Genomic DNA, 19,026 nt, shown 5'->3' on the forward strand with positions numbered 1-19,026 from the left:
GCTACCGAGCTTTGGGGGCCAAAGCCTGACATGCCGGAGTTGTACTTCACGCCCTCTATTATGCCATCGGTAATTTGTGATTTTTGTCACACCCCTACTTGTTACCGGTATCATGATACCGGTAACGTGATAAAATGCGAAACTACCAAGTAAGCTTAAATATTCATTTTGAGATAGAGATCAAACTATGGCTGGACAAAGCATCATCATCATGGGCGTATCTGGGTGTGGTAAATCCAGTGTGGGAGCCGCCATCGCGAACGCGCTGGGCGCTAAATTCATCGATGGCGACGATCTGCACCCGCGAGCCAACATTCAAAAAATGGCCAGCGGCCAGCCACTAGATGATAACGATCGTGCGCCGTGGCTTGAGCGTCTCAACGATGCCGCCTACAGCCTGCGCCACAAGAACGAAGTGGGCCTGATCGTCTGCTCTTCGTTAAAACGCCGTTACCGCGATCGCCTGCGTCAGGACAATCCAGAAATGCTGTTCCTTTATATGAAAGGCAGCTTTGACGTCATTCTGGAACGCCTCAAGGCACGCGCTGGGCATTTCATGCCAACCGATCTGCTCAAAAGCCAATTCGAGGCGTTGGAAGAACCGGCCGCTAATGAAACTGACGTGGTCAGTATCGACATCGATGGCGACTTTGATGAAGTGGTTGCGCGTGGCCTGGCAGCATTGCGCAACGCGGGTGTTGTATCTCGCCGCTAAGGGTTCAAATACTGCCGCCGTGCAGGATAGTGAAGCCCAAGTCCAATCGTTGCGGGGTAACAACCTCCCCGCGTAACCGGGCCAGCAGCCTCTCTGCCGCCACCTGCCCCATTACTTCACGCGGCGTCAACACGCTGGCCAGTTTAGGTTCCATCGACTGGCCAATATCGTGTCCGTGAAAGCCGGCGATCGCCATTTGATCGGGGATGTGCAACCCTTGCCGTTGGCACTCGAAGGCGGCACCAATGGCGATATCATCGTTGGTGCAAAACAGGCTGTCGGTTTCCGGATAACGCTCGAGCGCTTCTTTCATCAGTTCGCCGCCCAGGCTGTAAGACGAGGGACGATCGGTACTGACATCACGCGGCATCAGCCCGGCCTCACGCATCGCCTGTTCATACCCCTGCATTTTAATCAGAGTACGTTCATCCAAACGCGAGCCGAGATAAACAGGAAAACGGTGTCCACGCGCCAGCAGTACCTGAGTCATCTGGTAGGCAGCTTCAAAATTGTTAAAACCCACGGCCAGATCGATACAGGGAGACTCGCTGTCCATGATTTCAATCACTGGAATGCCGGCCACTTCAATCATCTTGCGCGTGCGTTCCGTGTGCGAACGCTCAGAAAGGATCAGTCCATCGATGTTGTAGGAAAGCAGTGACGTCAAGCGCATCTCTTCACGCTCGGCGTGGTAGCCATAGTGCGCCAGCATCGTCTGGTAGCCATGCGCATCCGTCACGCGCTCAATGCCACGCAATACTTCAGCAAACACCTGATTGGTCAATGAAGGAAGCAGAACGCCAATCGCTCGGCTAGTGGCATTCGATAAAATCTCTGGTGCCCGGTTGGGTATGTACCCCAATTCATCCAGCGCAGCGGCAATCCTGTCGCGTAGCGTCGCCGATACCTTCTGCGGATCGCGTAGATAGCGGCTAATGGTCATTTTAGTGACGCCTACACAGTTGGCCACATCTTGTAAACCTGGTCTTTTCTTCTTCATTTTCAATCAATTGAAATATTGTTGGCCGGTACTCTAGTGTAACAAAGAAAACCAACGCTGTCTGTGAGCGAGGGTGACACGATGGCAACCCGTTCACTACCCGAACCAACATAACAATTAAATGATTAATAATGACAAAACAACCCTGCCCTTCCCCTTATTTTTCATTGAAAAAACGTCATAATTCCGAGCACATTGACATCCATAAAAAATATTCAACGCGGCGCTTTGGGAAAAAAAATTCCGCGACACATTAGTTAACTTCTATTTTTCATTCTTTAACTTTAAATAATATAGCCCCATAAAAACGACATTAAAAACCCAAACTAATTTTTATTTTTTCCATTATTATTTTAGATATTACTACCCATCACGATAAAGCCTGATATAGCACATTTTGCGCCTTTCCCACTAGCACACATCACAACGTGATCTTCATCACAAAATAATTTTCATCTCAGCTGAATCGAGTAAAGCGTCATCATTAAACTCATTGTTACCGGTATCATTTGAGTATATAGTGGTCTCATCACCGTCAGGGCGTCCTGATACATGGCCTATTGGAGAGAAAACTTAGCGGCAAAGATGAAAGTCTGAATCAAGTGAGGTCGCGATAAACCCTATTCGCGCCCTGAATACGCCCATACTGTTTTACGGTATATACACCGTATTAAAGGGCACTTTATTTATTGACGATCTCGTATCGTGCGTTTATTTGCACGAGAGCATTTCTCATCTTAAAAATAATAAAAACGCCCGCTAACCACAGTAGTCCGATTATTTCTTTCGACGTCATTGGCATCTAATTTTAATTAAGCAAAGCATCAATGTTAAACACATGGGGCATAGCATGAATCCTATTGTTGCACGCGTCACCCAGAATATCCTGTCTCGTTCTCAGGCTGAACGTAGCCGTTATCTGGCACAGATTGCATTAGCCAAAAATAAAACCGTACACCGCTCCGAGCTTGCCTGCGGCAATCTGGCGCACGGCTTTGCCGCTTGCTCGCCAGAAGATAAAGCCGATTTGAAGAACATGATCAAAAGCAACATCGGCATTATTACGTCCTATAACGACATGCTCTCTGCCCATCAACCTTACGAACGTTACCCAGAACTGATCAAAAAGGCGTTGCACGCCATCGGTGCCGTCGGCCAGGTAGCAGGCGGTGTACCCGCCATGTGCGACGGCGTGACACAGGGGCAAGATGGCATGGAGCTTTCACTGTTCAGCCGAGATCTGATCGCGATGTCAGCGGCGATCGGGTTGTCACACAACATGTTTGATGGCGCGCTCTTTTTAGGCGTGTGCGACAAGATTGTCCCCGGGTTGTTTATTGCCGCCCTCTCTTTTGGCCACCTGCCTGCGGTTTTTGTGCCCGCAGGTCCGATGCGCACTGGCATTTCCAATAAAGAGAAAGTGCGTATCCGCCAACTGTATGCTGAAGGGAAAGTAGGCCGTGATGCGCTGCTGGAATCGGAGGCCAGCGCTTACCACGGTGCCGGTACCTGTACCTTTTACGGTACGGCCAATTCGAACCAGATGGTCATGGAGATCATGGGGCTGCACCTGCCCGGATCCTCTTTTATCTACCCGGATATTCCGCTGCGTGATGTGTTAACTGAAGCTGCTGCACGTCAGGTCACTCGAATGACGGAAAGTGCAGGAGATTATCTGCCTGTCGGCAAGTTGGTGGACGAAAAAGTGATCGTCAACGGTATTGTCGCACTGCTTGCAACCGGTGGCTCCACTAACCACACCATGCATCTGGTGGCAATGGCGAAAGCGGCCGGTTTTACTGTCACCTGGGATGATTTTTCTGAACTGTCTGAAGTCGTGCCACTGCTGTGTCGCATCTACCCTAACGGCCCTGGCGACATCAACTATTTTCAAGCCGCAGGCGGCGTATCATTGTTGGTCCGGGAATTACTGCGCGGTGGCTTGCTGCACGAAGATGTTCACACCGTGGCAGGTTTTGGCCTACACCGTTATACCCAGGAACCGTTCCTCGAAGAGGGTAAGTTGGTCTATCGCGAGGGTCCACAGGTATCGCTGGATGCCGATGTGATTGCCCCGCTGGAAGCCCCGTTCGCCAAACACGGCGGCACCAAGGTGCTTTCCGGCAATCTGGGGCGCGCAGTGATGAAAACCTCTGCTGTGCCGAGTGAAAGACAAACCATCGTAGCGCCCGCCGTGGTCTTCAACGATCAGAATGATGTCGATGCCGCCTTTAAAGCCGGTCGACTGGACAACGATTGCGTCGTTGTCGTGCGTTATCAGGGACCGAGGGCGATAGGCATGCCGGAACTGCACAAACTAATGCCACCACTCGGCGTCTTGATGGACAGGGGCATCAACGTCGCGCTGGTGACGGATGGCCGCTTATCGGGCGCATCTGGCAAGGTGCCTGCGGCTATCCATGTCACACCGGAGGCTTACGTCGGAGGGTTGCTGGCAAAAGTCCAGGATGGCGATATGATCCGCGTTGACGGCATCAGCGGCGAAATCAGCCTGTTGGTCGATGAAACCGAACTGGCACAGCGCCATCCCGAACAACCGGATTTATCCGCATCCCACGTGGGTATGGGGCGAGAGTTGTTTACCGCATTACGCGAGAACATTACCGGTGCAGAACAGGGAGCCAGCGCGATCCCCAACCGTTACGCACATTCGCCACAGGAATCTGCGTAATAGCGTTTTACGCACGTTTTAAGCACAAATAGACGTGCAAACCAGGATTGGTCGATGTCATCGCGAATAACGGGACAACTTGCGTGTGATGCGTGACATCGGATGGAATTAGATGCGGCGGGCCTGCCAGTAAGCCCGTTTCCAATAGACGTTATCCAGCGACGAACGGATGACGCCCTGACTGGTGGAAGCGTGAATAAACTGGTCGTCTTTATCGTAAATACCGACGTGCAGCCCGCTGCTGCCACTGCCCGTTTTGAAAAAGACCAAATCGCCCGGCAGCAGATTATCACGGTCAACGCGCTCACCCAGCTCGGTTTGTTCTTCCGTCGTGCGCGGCAACTGCATGCCAAACTTATCGCGAAACGTCAGGTAGACGAAACCGGAACAATCGACGCCGTTACGATCCAGACCGCCATAGCGATAAGGCGTTCTGTACCATTGCCCCAGTTGATCGTTTAGCTGCACCATCACCATGATTGAATCGCTCAGACGCGCATTCGGCGGCGGGTTGTTATGCCGACTACTGCTACAGCCGACCAAAATCAGGCTGGCGAGGAGCAACCCATATCGTAGAACCAAACCAGGTCGTAGACGTATCATGCGCGATTACCATAAAAGCAGCCGAGGCCACAGGCTGACGGCGGCAGAGAAGAATGCCAAGTATAGACTCTACATAATTCGAGTTTCAGGACAAAAACGGCAAGGCGTTTTTGAACAGCGCTTGCGCTGACCCCGAAGGGGTGAGGCCATAAGGCTGAATAACGCGGCAAGCGAAGGAATCCCGATGAGCTTACATAAGTAAGTGATTCGGGTGAGTGAACGCAGCCAACGCACATGCAACTTGAAGTATGATGAGTATTGATTAATTTAGCGTTTAATCGGGGTGGCTGGCAAGTAAAGGCGATTTTTCCTATTTTCTGGCGACGCAGATTCTCTCGCGACAGCAATTAGGCACTGCGAGTGGTGATCCAATTTCTGCCATCGACCACGTGCCGCTGAAACGCAACACCGAACACAGGAGATAACACCTCCGGCAGCATGACATCCTCCGTTTCACCCTGTGCCACCAGAACGCCCGCCGACAGTAGCCACACGCGATCCGCATGGTGGGCGCTGTGGTTGAGATCGTGTGCGCAAACCACGACGGCAATCCCCAAGCGACAGAGTTCGCTCAGTAGCGAATCCAGTGCCACCTGCTGAGCCACATCCAGACTGCTGGTGGGTTCGTCCAGCAGCAGCAAACGCGCGTGCGGATTGGTCGTCGGCCAAATCTGCAATAACGCCGCCACCAGCCGAGCACGCTGCCACTCACCGCCTGACAACTGCGTAAGCGGGCGCGCCAGCTTATCGGTTAGCATCAGGCGTTCCGCCAAGAAATGCACCACCTTTTCAACCGCGTATTCCTGAGCCAGCGGCGGTTGATGCCGTTGCCAATACTGAAACACTGGCATCAGTGCCAATGGCGGTTGCTGCTGTGCCAGATAGGCGCGCCGCACGGCTAGGTCCGCTGCCGTATACTGCGACAGCGGCGTGCCAGCCAGATAGACCTCGCCTTCACCCGCCAATAAGCCAGCCGCTCTTGCCAGCAAGGTGCTCTTTCCTGCGCCGTTCGGGCCGATAATATGCAGTAGTTCACCGGGACGGCACTCTGCATTCGTTGGCGACAAACGCGGCAAGACACTAGCCTGCCGCAGTTGCAATACCGGGGAAGTCTGCTGCGTCAATTATTTTGCCAACGCCGCTTCTATCGCTTTGACGATAGTGTCATGGTCAGGCGACATATCCGGAGCAAAGCGCTCAATCACGCGCCCTTCGCGATCGACCAGAAACTTCTCGAAGTTCCACAAAATATCTTCTGGATTCTTGGGCTTACGGCCTTTGTTTACCAAACGAGCAAAAAAATCACTCTTCCAGGTGCCGTTGGCCTCGGGTTGCTGGCGAATCAACAGCTGATACAGCGGGTGGCGGTTCTCGCCATTCACTTCAATCTTGCTGAACATCGGGAACTGAACGCCAAACGTCCCACGGCAGAATTCTTGAATCTCTTCTTCTGAACCCGGTTCTTGCCCCGCAAATTCATTTGATGGGAATCCCAGCACGACCAACCCTTTGTCACGATAGGTTTCGTAGAGTTTTTCCAACGCGTCGTATTGTTTAGTCAGGCCGCATTTCGATGCGACGTTGACAACTAAAGCAACCTGTCCTTTAAACGCTTCGAACGTTGTCGCTTTCCCGTCGATGATGGTCAGCGGAATAGCATAGATTTCAGTGCTCATCGTTTTGATCCTTTTGTTGGTAAAAATCAGCAGCGTCAGCAATATAGACGAGCTAGAGTCGATTACGTAATAACAGCCAGATAAACCATGGCGATCCCAGCGTAGCGGTAACCACGCCTATCGGCAACTCGGCTGAATTCAACGCAACGCGTGCGACCGTATCCGCCAGCAGCAAAACGCTACCGCCAGCCAATGCACATCCAGTCAATAAATAACGCTGATCGGTCAGTCCACATAGTCGCAACATGTGAGGAATAATCAATCCAATAAACGCAATAATACCGGCTAGCGCCACGCTCAACCCAACCTGTACGCCCATAACCAGCACGAGAACCGTCCGCCAGCGGTAAACTGGGATGCCCAACTGACGCGCCTGAATCTCACCCAGCGTCAGCCCGTTCAACACCGTGCCCTGACCGCTCAGCCACAGCAGCAGCGGCAATAGCGCCAGCATCAGCCAGCCGTGTCGCCAATCAATGCCGCTGAAACCGCCCATCATCCAGTACATCAACTGGCGTAAATCAAGACTGGTACTGAAATAGACCGCCCAGGTCATCACCGCGCTACAGATAATCCCGAGCGCAATGCCGATGAGTAGTAAACGGGTATTGGAAATATGACGGCGAGCAAAATGGAGTAACAGAAAGGTAATCAGTAGCGCACCGGCAATCGCACTCAGGCTTAACACCCAGACAGGTAAAAGTCCCTGCCCCAGCAGTACCGTTAGCACCAAGGCTACGCCTGCACCGTTCGCCACACCCAACAGCCCCGGTTCAGCCAACGGATTATCAAAGACGGCCTGCATGACAGTGCCTGACATAGCCAGACTAGCGCCTACTAGCATCACGGCCAGCGTTCTGGGTAACCGCAGTTGCCAGACAAAGAGTTGCTGAGCATCATCCAGCCAGGCCGTCGGCCAAATCCAGCGTTCCCCCGCGCACAAGCTGACAACCAGCGTGAGCACAAGAAACGCCAATAGCAGCGCCAGACTCCGACGATCGCGTCTGCACTGCTGTTGTTTTAGCTGGCTGTAATGGGGTAACTGCATCGCGTGTTTTAGCGGGATATCACCCGGCAGTAATGGCTGCATTGTTCACCGTAACAAGGAATCCAGCGCAATAAGAGCATATTCCCTAACGGTTCTACCGCTTGGGGCATCTCTAAACGTTGTCACGTATGTTAAACGATTTCGCCTGCCTTACACGCTTTTTCCTTGTTGCCGCTACACGTCAAAAGGACGTAGCGCCGCATACTGTCATTACTTGGTGCTGCACACGGCAATATAGTTAAGCTGGTTCCGATTGCGGCGGAAGGTATGAAACATGTTGAAGAACATGCTGCGATTTTCTTTTTTCAGCGCATTTTTTACGATACGCGCCGCACCGGCCACGCCTTCATCATAAATCAGCCCTTGTGGCGTCAGCAGCGTCATCGCGCCGTTATCATAGTTGACCTTGCTAAAACCACATTCCTGAAACAGCGTAACCCAGCGTTCACGCAGCATCGGCTGAGCGTGTACGTTGATCGCTTTATGCATCTGTTCCACCGCCTGCAACGCTCCAGTATCCTTCTCGGAAAGCAGCATGATATCGTGGGTAATGAGGCGACCGCCCGGCTTCAGCACGCGATAATACTCGGCAATAATGCGACTCTTGGCCTTATCGGCATACATGGTCAGCATGGCTTCATTAATCACCACGTCAAAGTGATTATCGGGAAACGGCAGTTCCAGCGCATTCGCCTGCATAATCGTGACCTGTGAGGCCAGACCGTTCGCCGCCACATTTTCCTGCGCCTTCTGTAGTGCCGCTTTATCCATGTCAGCGCCGATGACCTTGCAGCCAAAGCGACGCGCGATTTCCATCGCAGTGGTGCCCATATTGCAGGCCACTTCCAGCACCACGCTGTCCTGCCGGAACGCCGCCTGACTCAGTAGCCACTCGGTTGCCTTTCTGCCGCCGGGGCGCAGGCGTTTTTTCCCCAATCGGGCTAAGAATTTATGTCCTGCTTCATGATCGCTCATACTGTCACTCCTTCATTCGGTGTTATCGCAGTTGCCGTTTACTGAGCTTTCAGCGTCTTCAACATGGTCAGCAACATACGTGACGACTGCTGCGCATCGACGGCGTGAGGGATATTGGCAGGCATACGCACCAGCGTGCCGGGCTGTGCGACGACGGGTTCCCCCCCGATCGTCAGCAATAATTCACCTTCAAGTACCATAACCAGTGCATCATAAGGCGCACTGTGTTCGCTCAACCCCTGTCCTTGGTCGAAGGCAAATAGCGTGACATTGCCGCCGTCGGTACGGGCCAGTACGCGACTGGCGATACCGTGTTCGGTTGGGGTAATCAATTCATGGAGAACCAGCGCCTGTGCCGCCGGAAGGGTATTTTCTTTCATGGAAACGCTCCGCTATTTTCGATTCAGCGTGCCGTGATTTTGCTTGCTGAATTCATGCAAGTGATTATTATTTTCATTTACTAGTTTGATGGTAATACCAGCCTCTGGGAGGGCAAATGACATTTGTCAAAAAGGCACTATCACCCGATGAATACGGCGAAGTGCTGTTTCAGCATGACTGGATGCGCGGTGAACCCAGCGACGTGGTGTGCGAGTTATTGGCAAAAAGCGAGCGCCTGTTTTTCCGGCAGGATGATGTTCTGTTTCGCGAAGGCGACAAAATGCAGCACTGTTTGCTGGTTGAAACGGGAAAATTGCAGGCTTTTCGCCATACCTATGGTGGAGACGAGAAAATTTTCGGGCAGTTTGAACGTGGTGAGTTTGTCGCGATTGCCGCCGTCTTTATGGATCACGGCCGTTTCCCGATGAATATCCGTGCGCTAAGCGATGGCCACACGCTGATGATTCCGCGGCAGGATATTCATCAGTTTTGTTTGCAACGTCCTGAGTTGGCGCTGCGTTTGCTGAATTATCTGGGCAAAAAGCTCTACTCAACGATCAACCAAATCGACTGGCTGACCTCCAGCTCTGCGCCACAGCGTCTGGCGGATTACCTATTGCGGCAACACCACATTCAGCAAACTCAGCATCTGACATTGCCGGTGAGCCGGGGACAGCTCGCCACGTCATTGGGGATGCGCGGTGAAACATTGAGTCGATTGATGTCCGACTGGAAGCGGCAAGGTCACATTACCTATCGGGGCCATCAGGTGGAATTGTGCGATCTGAATTATCTGAAAGAACTGGCTGCCGAGGCAAGAAGGACATTCTGACGGGGATAACTGATTATGCTAAGGCTTTGTAAGATGAAGCATAGCGGTGCTATAGAACAACATTGGATATACATTTTGACAATTGTCATTCCCCCATCACCGGATTATCAACTACGCTTAGCTTACATTGATGAGAATAGCTCTCATTAACATAAGTATCTCATTAACATCGTGATGAGATACCGTGAGGGTAACGCTATGCTAGGCTTTCTCCGACGAACCTTATCTCTTCATGGAGCGCGGTCATTCCATGCACTGTCACGCAATAACGGCCAACAGCCGCCGCATCCGCAGACGGCCGTGCCGACAGAAACCGCAGTCCATGCTCGCTGTAGCGAGAGCGAATATTGTTTCTTTAATCACGCCGCCATGTTGCCATTCGATCAGCTTGACGAATGTTGCTACAGCAACGATCGACAAGAGAAAGCGTCATCCTCACACGATTCATGACGCTTTCACTTTTTGCTGGCGCTTAAAACGTAATGCTTTTGCCACGCGTCAGCCAGGCACTGACAAACTCGGGCACTACGGTGCTGGCAGGGCCGTAAATTTTTTCATCAAACTGGCTTTCTACCTGACTGGGTTCCAGATTCAGTTCCAGCGTGTAGGCACCGTGCGAGTGGGCTTCATGGACAAAGCCAGCGGCGGGATAGACGTGCCCGGACGTACCAATCGCGATAAAGTAATCCGCCTGCGACAGCGCATGGTAAATCTTGTCCATGTGCAACGGCATTTCACCAAACCATACAATATGCGGGCGTAACGGCGCGGGAAATTGGCAACAGTGGCAGCGTTCACCGACGGCGAGATCGTCCCTCCACTCAAAAATCTGTCCACTTTGGCTACAGCGTATCTTCAGTAGTTCACCGTGCATATGAATGACGCGCTGGCTGCCAGCACGTTCATGTAGGTTATCGATATTCTGTGTGATCAGTTGAAAATTGTCTTCCAGCATCGCTTCCAGATTCGCCAACGCCAGATGCGCGGCATTGGGCACAATTTCCGGCTGCTGTAGCTGACGACGACGGGCGTTATAAAATTCCTGCACCAGTTCGGGGTTGCGCTGAAAACCTTCAGGTGTTGCGACATCCTCAACGCGGTGTTCTTCCCACAGGCCATCGGCTGCGCGAAAGGTACGAATACCCGATTCTGCTGAAATGCCTGCGCCCGTCAATACCACAACGCGCGGCTTTTTCACTTCGCTTGCGGCCAGATAATCACGATGGAAAATACGCGCCCGAAGACGCTGTTGCCGCATACGCTTTCCCTTGTGAAAACGCCCTAATCGTTGACGCGTATACATACTTTCTCCAGCTAGTTATCCATTAAGTGTAGCAACGCCGCGCCACGTACGCCGCCCGCATCGCCATGACGCGCTTTCTCTATACGTGGCAGTTTCGCAATCGGTAAAAGTCGCGAAGGAAGACGCGTCGGCAAAATTTGATAAATTTCGTCAAAATTAGACAGGCCGCCGCCCAATACTAACAAATGCGGGTCGAACAGGGTCAGCAGATTACCCAGACAGGCCGCCAGTAAATCCATAAAACGATCGACAAACTCTAGCGCTTTCTCTTCTCCGCCACGATAGTGCCGGATGATAGTTACCGCTGGCAGGGCTTCGCCATACAGATGCTCGTATAACCACTCAAAACCACGGCCAGAAATATAGTTTTCGATACAGCCGAATTGCCCACAGCCGCATTTCACGCGGGGAATATCCACGCCGATGATATCCAACGCGTCAGACGGCAGGCGGAGATGACCGAACTCACCCGCGATACCGTTGCGCCCGTCCACCGGACGTCCGTTAATCACCAGTCCACCACCCAGTCCTGTGCCCAAAATCAGCCCTAACACGACAGGATAGGAACGGAATTCCGCGTCCCAAGCCTCAGACAGCACAAAGCAGTTGGCGTCGTTGCTAATGCGAACGTCGCGCTGCAAGCGCTGTGACAAGTCAATCCGCAGCGGTTTTCCCATCGTCGCAGGCAGGTTGGCTGTAAATAACGCTCCGCTTTCATCCTGGATGCCCGGTACGCCGATACCCACACTCCCCAACACGCCAACCTGTGCGTCGGCTTCATGCACCAGATCGATCAGCGTAGTGAGCAGATCATCATAATTATTGCGCGGGGTCGGTACCCGCTTTTGCCACACCTTGTTCAGCTCAGCGTCGAACACGCCCAGCTCAATTTTCGTGCCGCCCATGTCAAAACCGTAGTACATGACTGCTCCTTAGGGTGTGATCGCATTGCCACACGATAGGGAATATCCCCGTCATCTCTCAAGCCGCATGTACGTTAGCTCGGCTTACTGTCCGCTCAACACGCGGGCTGGATCAATCCTGCTAGCACGTCGCGCCGGATACCAGCTGGCAATCAAACTCAACACCAGCGACGTTCCTAACACGATAAACACATCCATCAAATGCAATTCCGACGGCAGGAAATCGATAAAATAGATATCGCCGGACAGTAGCTTATGGCCGATGAGTGCTTCAATACCGCGAATCATCGGCGTCAGTTGCAAGGTGGCGATCACGCCGACCACAGCCCCTATCACACTGCCCAACAGCCCAGCCAATAGCCCGTACCAAATAAAGATAGCCCGAATCAGCCCATCTGACGCACCTAGCGTACGCAGAACCGCGATATCGCTACTTTTGTCTTTCACCGCCATCACCAGCGTTGAAACAATATTAAAACAGGCCACGCCGATCACCAGGATCATCGCCAGATACATGATGGTTCTCACCATCTGAATATCCCGATACATATAACCATAGGTGCCAATCCAACTGCGAATATGGACATAGAGATTCGTCGCTTTGCCTGCATCGCGCACCAGTTTATTGGCAGAGAACACGTCGTTTGCCTTGATGGCGATCCCCGTCACGCTCTGCCCCATATCCAGATACTGCTGGGCATCCGCAAGCGGAATCAGCGCTAAGCTATGATCGAGCTGACCACTCAGTTGCAAAATACCGCTGACGTGGAGTCGGATGCGTTTAGGCTGCATCAGCTTCATTTCCGGATCGCTGTTCGGGATCATCACCGTGACCCAATCCCCTTGAGCAACATTCAGCGTTTTTGCCACGCCTTGACCGATAATGACCTGCTGCTCACCTGGGCGAAACCGCTGCCAGGCATCATTGAGAACATAGTTGGGCAACGCGCTGAGGTGTGTTTCCTGCTGCGGATCGACGCCTTTTACCTGAATAGCCTGAAGTTTAGCGCCGCTCTCTAGCAGCCCGGTGAAATTGATATAAGGCGCGGCGGCAGCGACGCCGGGCACCTGCTCGATGGTAGGTAGGAAGTCTTGCCAACCATCAAAAGGCTGATTAACTGGCTCAATCTCGCCATGTGGCACCACCGCAAGAATGCGATTATTCAGTTCACGCTCAAACCCATTCATCGCACTCAGGCCGAGAATCAACACCGCCACGCCGAGAGCGATACCCAGCGTCGAAATGACTGAAATCAGTGAAACCATGCCGCCACGCCGACGGCCACGGCTAAATCGCAGGCCAATCTGCAACGAGAGCGGAGGAAAGGTCATTGCCGCGCTCCCATCAGGGTCAGTTCCTGCTGCAATTGACCGTCGCGCATTTCCAGTTGGCGGTTCAGTCGACCAGCCAATTGCAGGTCATGCGTCACCACCAGAAAGGCGGTTCCCTGACGAACGTTCAGCTCCCCCAGCAGTTCAAAGATGTTATCTGCCGTACGCTGATCGAGATTACCGGTCGGTTCATCCGCCAGCACCAGCGACGGGCTGTTAACCAAGGCTCTGGCAATAGCGACACGTTGTCGCTCACCGCCGGACAGTTCCGACGAACGGTGGTGGCTACGCGCTTCCAGCCCGACAGCCGCCAGCATTTCGCGTGCTTTATCCTGCGCCTGTGAAGTCGGTACTTTGCCAATCAGCAACGGCATCGCTACGTTTTCCAGCGCGGTGAAATCCGGCAGCAGATGGTGGAATTGATAAATAAAACCCAGTTCACGATTGCGCAAATCTGCTTTTGCTGCCGCCGATAGCGTACTCAACGGTTGGCCTTTAAAGATAACCTCGCCTGACGTTGGCGTATCTAATCCACCCAGCACATGCAGCAGCGTACTTTTGCCCGAGCCAGAACTCCCGACTATCGCCATCATCTCACCACTGCTCATCTCAAAAGAGACATCGCGCAGCACGTCGGTAGACAGCTTGCCGTCCTGATAACGCTTGGACAGGCTAGTACACTGCAATAATGATAAATCACTCATAACGTAAAGCCTCAGCGGGTTGAACGGTGGCAGCGCGCCATGATGGGTAAAGTGTCGATAAGAGGGCAATCACCATCGCGGAAATGGCGATAGTCACCACCTGCATGGGATCAATATCCACTGGCAACGCGGCACCATCCAGTAATACGCCCAGCACTGGCATCAGCGTATTCAGTTGGCTGGCCAATAACGCCCCCAGCAATGCCCCTAACAACGCGCCAACAATGCCAGCGCTGCCCCCCTGCACCATAAACACCGCCATCACCTGACGTTGAGTCAGCCCCTGCGTTTGCAGAATGGCGACTTCTCCCTGTTTTTCCATCACCAGTAAACCCAGCGAGGTAATAATATTGAACGCGGCCACAGCAACGATCAGGCTGAGCAACAGCCCCATCATGTTTTTCTCCATGCGAACGGCCTGAAACAGCTCACCTTTACGCTCGCGCCAGTCTTTCCAGACCGTGCCTTCCGGCAGCGTTTGCGTACTCAACGTATCAACCGACAGCGGCTTTTCCAGCCACAAACGCCAACCGGTAATGTGGTTCGCCGGATAGCGCATCAGGCGCGAAGCATCCTGTTGGTTCACCAACAGTTGGTAGCTATCTACTTCACTGTTGGCGGCAAAGGTTCCGGCAACAGTGAAGATACGTTGGCTAGGAATACGCCCCATCGGCGTCAGTTGGCTAGCGCTCGTTACCATCATGCGTACCTGATCGCCCGTATTCACACCCAGTTGCTCGGCCAGTTTCTCACCCAAAATGGCCTGATACTGACCGGGTTGAAGCTGCTGCTGTTTGACGTTGACCAGATAGCGTGACAGCGGTTCCTTCTCGTCAGGGTCAATCCCCAACATCACGCCAACGGCGACGCTGCGAGCGCTTTGCAGCACCACATCGCCCGTTGTCAGCGGCGCAACACGCGTCACGCCTTCCAGCGAGTCTAGGGAAGAAGCAGGAATCAGCGCGGGGTTCAGCGAACCTTGCGGCGTAGAGATCACCGCCTGAGGCATCACGCCCAGAATGTTGCCTTCCAGTTCGCGCTCGAAGCCGTTCATGACGGAAAGCACGGTGACCAGCGCCATCACGCCCAGCGTGATGCCAATGGCGGATAACCAGGAGACAAACCGGCCGAAGCGGTCTGATGCACGCCCACGCATATAACGTAGGCCAATAAATAAAGCGACAGGTTGATACATGAAATCCGTCTGGATAAGGTTGCCAAAGCAAAGTGATCAAGGATAATAAAGGGTAGTACTGCTTTATGGAACCCTAACACCCTCACTCTACGGCTTTTTCTTGGCCGGATGCAGGGGGACGAGACCCGATAATCAGATGATGCCTGAAAATTACCGTTATTCGTTGCCACCCAAAGCGGGCGAGCAACGCCTGTTAGGCGAGTTAACCGGCGCGGCCTGCGCCGTTGAATGTGCAGAGATCATTGAACGTCACGCTGGGCTGGTGGTGCTTATCGCTCCCGATATGCAAAACGCTTTGCGATTGCGCGATGAGATTCAGCAATTTACCAACCAGCACGTCACTACACTGCCTGACTGGGAAACGCTGCCCTACGATAGCTTTTCTCCACATCAGGAAATTATTTCGACTCGACTCTCCACACTCTATCAATTGCCCAACATGACGCGCGGCGTCCTGATTCTGCCGGTCAATACGCTGATGCAGCGCGTTTGTCCGCACAGTTTCCTGCACGGTCATGCGCTAGTGTTGAAGAAAGGCCAGCGCCTCTCGCGCGACAAGCTGCGTTCACAGTTGGAGCAGGCGGGCTATCGCAGCGTCGATCAGGTGATGGAGCACGGCGAATATGCGACGCGCGGCGCATTGTTGGACCTGTTCCCAATGGGGAGCGAAGAGCCCTATCGTATCGATTTCTTTGACGATGAGATCGACAGCCTGCGTCTGTTCGATGTGGATACGCAACGCACGCTGAATGAAGTACCGCACATTAATCTGCTGCCCGCACATGAATTCCCAACCGATAAGACGGCAATCGAGCTTTTCCGCAGCCAGTGGCGCGAACAATTCGAGGTCCGGCGCGATGCTGAGCACATTTATCAGCAGGTCAGCAAGGGCGTCTGGCCCGCAGGGATCGAATACTGGCAACCGTTATTCTTCAGTGAGCCGCTGCCGTCGCTGTTCAGCTACTTCCCGAGCAACACACTGATCGTTAACACGGGCAATATCGAGCAGAGCGCTGAGCGCTTCTGGCAGGATATTCAGCAGCGTTTTGAAAGCCGCCGTGTCGATCCGATGCGACCGCTGCTACCATCGGACTCACTCTGGCTGCGCGTCGATGGTCTGTTCACGGAGCTGAAAGCATGGCCGCGCGTGCAGTTAAGAACCGATATGCTGCCGGAAAAAGCCGCCAACGTGAACCTGGCCTATCTGCCGCTGCCGGATCTGGCGATTCAGCATCAGCAAAAATCCCCGCTGGATGCATTGCGCCGTTTTATCGAACAGTTCGACGGTCAGATCATTTTCTCCGTCGAGAGCGAAGGTCGTCGCGAAACGCTGCAAGAGCTACTGACCCGTATCAAACTGAACCCCACGCCTATCAGCACATTGGAGCAGGCACAGGGGCGTGGCTCTTATCTGATCATCGGTGCCAGCGAACACGGCTTTATCGACACTCTGCGCCAGCGCGCCTTAATCTGCGAAAGCGATCTGCTGGGTGAACGCGTCAGCCGTCGCCGTCAGGATAGTCGCCGCACAATTAATACCGATACGCTGATCCGCAATCTGGCAGAGCTGCGTCCGGGACAGCCCGTTGTTCACCTCGAACACGGCGTTGGCCGCTATGTCGGGCTGACCACGCTGGAAGCCGGTGGCATCAAAGCCGAATACCTGATTTTGACCTATGCGGGTGAAGACAAGCTGTACGTCCCCGTTTCTTCGCTACACTTGATTAGCCGCTACGCGGGCGGTGCCGATGAGAATGCGCCGCTGCACAAACTGGGTGGTGAAGCATGGTCACGCGCACGCCAAAAAGCGGCGGAAAGAGTGCGTGATGTCGCCGCCGAGTTGCTGGATATTTATGCCCAGCGCGCGGCGAAAAGTGGTTTTGCCTTTAAGCACGACAAAACGCAGTACCAGTTGTTCTGCGAAAGTTTCCCTTTCGAAACCACGCCCGATCAGGCGCAGGCCATCAACGCCGTACTGAGCGACATGTGCCAGCCGCTGGCGATGGATCGTCTGGTGTGTGGTGATGTCGGTTTTGGTAAAACCGAAGTGGCAATGCGCGCCGCGTTTTTAGCGGTTGAAAACCATAAGCAGGTTGCCGTTCTGGTGCCGACAACGCTGTTGGCACAGCAGCATTTTGACAACTTCCGCGATCGCTTTGCCAACTGGCCAGTGAAGATTGAAATGATCTCCCGCTTCCGCAGCGCGCGTGAACAAACCCAGATTCTGAAGGAAACGCAGGAAGGCAAAGTCGATATTCTGATTGGCACCCATAAACTGCTGCAGAGCGACGTGCACTGGCACGACTTAGGGCTGCTCATTGTCGACGAAGAACACCGCTTCGGCGTGCGTCACAAAGAGCGCATCAAAGCGATGCGGGCGAATGTCGATATCCTGACGCTGACCGCTACGCCAATTCCGCGAACGCTCAACATGGCGATGAGCGGGATGCGCGATCTGTCGATTATCGCCACACCTCCAGCCCGCCGTCTGGCGGTGAAAACGTTCGTGCGCGAATATGACAATCTGATGGTACGTGAAGCCATCCTGCGTGAAACTCTGCGCGGTGGACAAGTGTACTACCTGTATAACGACGTCGAAAATATCGAGAAAGCCACCCAACGGTTGGCGGAACTGGTGCCGGAAGCACGCATCGCGATCGGCCACGGTCAGATGCGCGAACGCGAGCTGGAACGGGTGATGAACGATTTCCATCACCAGCGTTTTAACGTGCTGGTGTGTACCACTATCATCGAAACCGGAATCGATATACCGAGCGCCAACACCATCATCATTGAGCGAGCCGATCACTTCGGTCTGGCACAGCTGCACCAGCTACGTGGTCGTGTGGGGCGTTCCCACCATCAGGCTTATGCCTATCTGCTGACGCCACCGCCCAAAGCAATGAGCACCGATGCCCAGAAACGTCTGGAAGCGATCGCCTCATTAGAAGACCTCGGTGCCGGCTTTGCGCTGGCGACGCATGATCTGGAAATTCGCGGCGCGGGCGAACTGCTTGGGGACGATCAGAGCGGACAGATGACTAGCGTCGGTTTCTCGCTGTATATGGAACTGCTGGAAAGCGCTGTAGATGCCCTGAAAGCAGGACGAGAGCCGTCACTGGAAGATTTGATCAACAGCCAGACTGACGTCGAGCTGCGGTTACCCGCCCTATTGCCTGACGATTTCATCCCCGACGTCAATACACGCCTGTCACTATACAAACGTATTGCCAGTGCGAAAACCCTCGCCGAACTGGATGAGCTAAAGGTTGAGCTGATCGATCGCTTCGGCCTATTACCTGATGCAAGTCGCCACCTGTTGCAGGTTGCCGCCCTGCGCCAGCAGGCGCAAGCGTTGGGTATTCGCCGTATTGAAGGGAACGAAAAAGGTGGATTTATCGAATTCGGCGAGCAAAATCGCGTCGACCCGTCTCACCTTATCGGTCTATTACAGCGCGATCCGAGCACCTTTCGTCTGGATGGGCCGACTCGTCTGAAATTTATGAAGGATTTAAGCAACCGTCCACAGCGCATCGAGTTTATCGGTTCACTGCTGGGGAACATGGCGCAGCATACACTGGCGGCATAATCCGCTTTCACGATAAAAAACGGGAACCTTCGGGTTCCCGTGAGGTTGCTGACAAAAG

General features: G+C 53.5%; 17 protein-coding genes. 5 read left to right on the plus strand and 12 right to left on the minus strand.

Features of this window, described 5'->3' with window-relative positions; genetic code table 11:
- Window positions 1-187 precede the first annotated feature (187 nt).
- Window positions 188-715, plus strand: a complete 528-nt coding sequence (locus DCX48_04585) for a gluconokinase (protein ID QXE13846.1) — start codon at window positions 188-190, stop codon at window positions 713-715.
- 4 nt (window positions 716-719) lie between these two features.
- On the opposite strand, the gene gntR is transcribed toward DCX48_04585, so the two are convergent.
- Window positions 720-1,715 carry an HTH-type transcriptional regulator GntR gene (gene gntR, locus DCX48_04590; GenBank protein QXE13847.1) on the minus strand — a complete coding sequence of 332 codons (996 nt, stop codon included), beginning with the start codon at window positions 1,713-1,715 and terminating at the stop codon, window positions 720-722.
- A gap of 850 nt (window positions 1,716-2,565) precedes the next feature.
- On the opposite strand from gntR, the gene DCX48_04595 reads away from it, so the two are divergent.
- Entirely contained in the window at window positions 2,566-4,407 is a 1,842-nt protein-coding gene (locus DCX48_04595; GenBank protein QXE13848.1) for a phosphogluconate dehydratase, read from the plus strand.
- A gap of 108 nt (window positions 4,408-4,515) precedes the next feature.
- Here the strand turns inward: DCX48_04595 and DCX48_04600 are convergent, their stop codons facing one another.
- The 6 genes from DCX48_04600 to DCX48_04625 all read right to left on the minus strand — a co-directional run bounded on the left by DCX48_04600 (window position 4,516) and on the right by DCX48_04625 (window position 9,089).
- The gene (locus DCX48_04600; GenBank protein QXE13849.1) at window positions 4,516-5,010 is read right to left on the minus strand and encodes an endopeptidase; all 495 of its coding nucleotides are present in this window, start codon (window positions 5,008-5,010) and stop codon (window positions 4,516-4,518) included.
- Window positions 5,011-5,357: 347 nt separating this feature from the next.
- On the minus strand, window positions 5,358-6,134 hold the full coding sequence (gene btuD / locus DCX48_04605; GenBank protein ID QXE13850.1) for a vitamin B12 ABC transporter ATP-binding protein BtuD: 777 nt from the start codon (window positions 6,132-6,134) through the stop codon (window positions 5,358-5,360).
- On the minus strand, window positions 6,135-6,686 hold the full coding sequence (locus tag DCX48_04610) for a glutathione peroxidase (protein ID QXE13851.1): 552 nt from the start codon (window positions 6,684-6,686) through the stop codon (window positions 6,135-6,137).
- A gap of 52 nt (window positions 6,687-6,738) precedes the next feature.
- Window positions 6,739-7,776: a vitamin B12 ABC transporter permease BtuC gene (gene btuC / locus DCX48_04615; GenBank protein ID QXE13852.1), complete on the minus strand. Its 1,038-nt coding sequence runs from the start codon at window positions 7,774-7,776 to the stop codon at window positions 6,739-6,741.
- Between the two features lie 168 nt (window positions 7,777-7,944).
- Window positions 7,945-8,709, minus strand: coding sequence for a class I SAM-dependent methyltransferase (locus tag DCX48_04620; GenBank protein ID QXE13853.1), 765 nt, complete (start codon window positions 8,707-8,709; stop codon window positions 7,945-7,947).
- Between the two features lie 38 nt (window positions 8,710-8,747).
- Window positions 8,748-9,089, minus strand: a complete 342-nt coding sequence (locus DCX48_04625) for a cupin domain-containing protein (protein ID QXE13854.1) — start codon at window positions 9,087-9,089, stop codon at window positions 8,748-8,750.
- Window positions 9,090-9,205: 116 nt separating this feature from the next.
- Here DCX48_04625 and DCX48_04630 point away from each other — a divergent pair, with 116 nt between their 5' ends.
- Window positions 9,206-9,922 carry a Crp/Fnr family transcriptional regulator gene (locus DCX48_04630; protein ID QXE13855.1) on the plus strand — a complete coding sequence of 239 codons (717 nt, stop codon included), beginning with the start codon at window positions 9,206-9,208 and terminating at the stop codon, window positions 9,920-9,922.
- Window positions 9,923-10,120: 198 nt separating this feature from the next.
- Window positions 10,121-10,372, plus strand: coding sequence for a hypothetical protein (locus tag DCX48_04635; protein ID QXE13856.1), 252 nt, complete (start codon window positions 10,121-10,123; stop codon window positions 10,370-10,372).
- A gap of 22 nt (window positions 10,373-10,394) precedes the next feature.
- On the opposite strand, the gene DCX48_04640 is transcribed toward DCX48_04635, so the two are convergent.
- From DCX48_04640 to lolC, 5 genes are all read right to left on the minus strand, one after another.
- Window positions 10,395-11,225: an NAD-dependent protein deacylase gene (locus DCX48_04640; protein QXE13857.1), complete on the minus strand. Its 831-nt coding sequence runs from the start codon at window positions 11,223-11,225 to the stop codon at window positions 10,395-10,397.
- An 11-nt stretch (window positions 11,226-11,236) separates the two neighbouring features.
- The gene (locus DCX48_04645) at window positions 11,237-12,148 is read right to left on the minus strand and encodes an N-acetylglucosamine kinase (protein QXE13858.1); all 912 of its coding nucleotides are present in this window, start codon (window positions 12,146-12,148) and stop codon (window positions 11,237-11,239) included.
- 84 nt (window positions 12,149-12,232) lie between these two features.
- Window positions 12,233-13,480: a lipoprotein-releasing ABC transporter permease subunit LolE gene (lolE, locus tag DCX48_04650; GenBank protein ID QXE13859.1), complete on the minus strand. Its 1,248-nt coding sequence runs from the start codon at window positions 13,478-13,480 to the stop codon at window positions 12,233-12,235.
- Complete coding sequence (gene lolD, locus DCX48_04655) at window positions 13,477-14,184, minus strand: lipoprotein-releasing ABC transporter ATP-binding protein LolD (GenBank protein QXE13860.1); 708 nt, start codon at window positions 14,182-14,184, stop codon at window positions 13,477-13,479. The genes lolE and lolD overlap by 4 nt, the downstream gene beginning before the upstream one ends.
- The gene (gene lolC / locus DCX48_04660) at window positions 14,177-15,379 is read right to left on the minus strand and encodes a lipoprotein-releasing ABC transporter permease subunit LolC (protein ID QXE13861.1); all 1,203 of its coding nucleotides are present in this window, start codon (window positions 15,377-15,379) and stop codon (window positions 14,177-14,179) included. The genes lolD and lolC overlap by 8 nt, the downstream gene beginning before the upstream one ends.
- A gap of 139 nt (window positions 15,380-15,518) precedes the next feature.
- Between lolC and DCX48_04665 the strand changes: the two genes are divergently transcribed.
- Window positions 15,519-18,968 (plus strand): transcription-repair coupling factor, encoded by a 3,450-nt coding sequence (locus tag DCX48_04665; protein QXE17149.1) that lies wholly within the window; start codon window positions 15,519-15,521, stop codon window positions 18,966-18,968.
- The last annotated feature ends 58 nt before the right edge of the window (window positions 18,969-19,026 follow it).

The organism is Pectobacterium atrosepticum (assembly GCA_019056595.1).
Lineage (GTDB): Bacteria > Pseudomonadota > Gammaproteobacteria > Enterobacterales > Enterobacteriaceae > Pectobacterium > Pectobacterium atrosepticum.

Bases quoted from the DNA above. Each gene is read 5' to 3' on its own strand.
- DCX48_04585 (QXE13846.1), top strand. From the start codon at position 188: ATGGCTGGACAAAGCATCATCATCATGGGCGTATCTGGGTGTGGTAAA.
- gntR (QXE13847.1), bottom strand. From the start codon at position 1,715: ATGAAGAAGAAAAGACCAGGTTTACAAGATGTGGCCAACTGTGTAGGC.
- DCX48_04595 (QXE13848.1), top strand. From the start codon at position 2,566: ATGAATCCTATTGTTGCACGCGTCACCCAGAATATCCTGTCTCGTTCT.
- DCX48_04600 (QXE13849.1), bottom strand. From the start codon at position 5,010: ATGATACGTCTACGACCTGGTTTGGTTCTACGATATGGGTTGCTCCTC.
- DCX48_04610 (QXE13851.1), bottom strand. From the start codon at position 6,686: ATGAGCACTGAAATCTATGCTATTCCGCTGACCATCATCGACGGGAAA.
- btuC (QXE13852.1), bottom strand. From the start codon at position 7,776: ATGCAGCCATTACTGCCGGGTGATATCCCGCTAAAACACGCGATGCAG.
- DCX48_04620 (QXE13853.1), bottom strand. From the start codon at position 8,709: ATGAGCGATCATGAAGCAGGACATAAATTCTTAGCCCGATTGGGGAAA.
- DCX48_04625 (QXE13854.1), bottom strand. From the start codon at position 9,089: ATGAAAGAAAATACCCTTCCGGCGGCACAGGCGCTGGTTCTCCATGAA.
- DCX48_04630 (QXE13855.1), top strand. From the start codon at position 9,206: ATGACATTTGTCAAAAAGGCACTATCACCCGATGAATACGGCGAAGTG.
- DCX48_04635 (QXE13856.1), top strand. From the start codon at position 10,121: ATGCTAGGCTTTCTCCGACGAACCTTATCTCTTCATGGAGCGCGGTCA.
- DCX48_04640 (QXE13857.1), bottom strand. From the start codon at position 11,225: ATGTATACGCGTCAACGATTAGGGCGTTTTCACAAGGGAAAGCGTATG.
- DCX48_04645 (QXE13858.1), bottom strand. From the start codon at position 12,148: ATGTACTACGGTTTTGACATGGGCGGCACGAAAATTGAGCTGGGCGTG.
- lolE (QXE13859.1), bottom strand. From the start codon at position 13,480: ATGACCTTTCCTCCGCTCTCGTTGCAGATTGGCCTGCGATTTAGCCGT.
- lolD (QXE13860.1), bottom strand. From the start codon at position 14,184: ATGAGTGATTTATCATTATTGCAGTGTACTAGCCTGTCCAAGCGTTAT.
- lolC (QXE13861.1), bottom strand. From the start codon at position 15,379: ATGTATCAACCTGTCGCTTTATTTATTGGCCTACGTTATATGCGTGGG.
- DCX48_04665 (QXE17149.1), top strand. From the start codon at position 15,519: ATGCCTGAAAATTACCGTTATTCGTTGCCACCCAAAGCGGGCGAGCAA.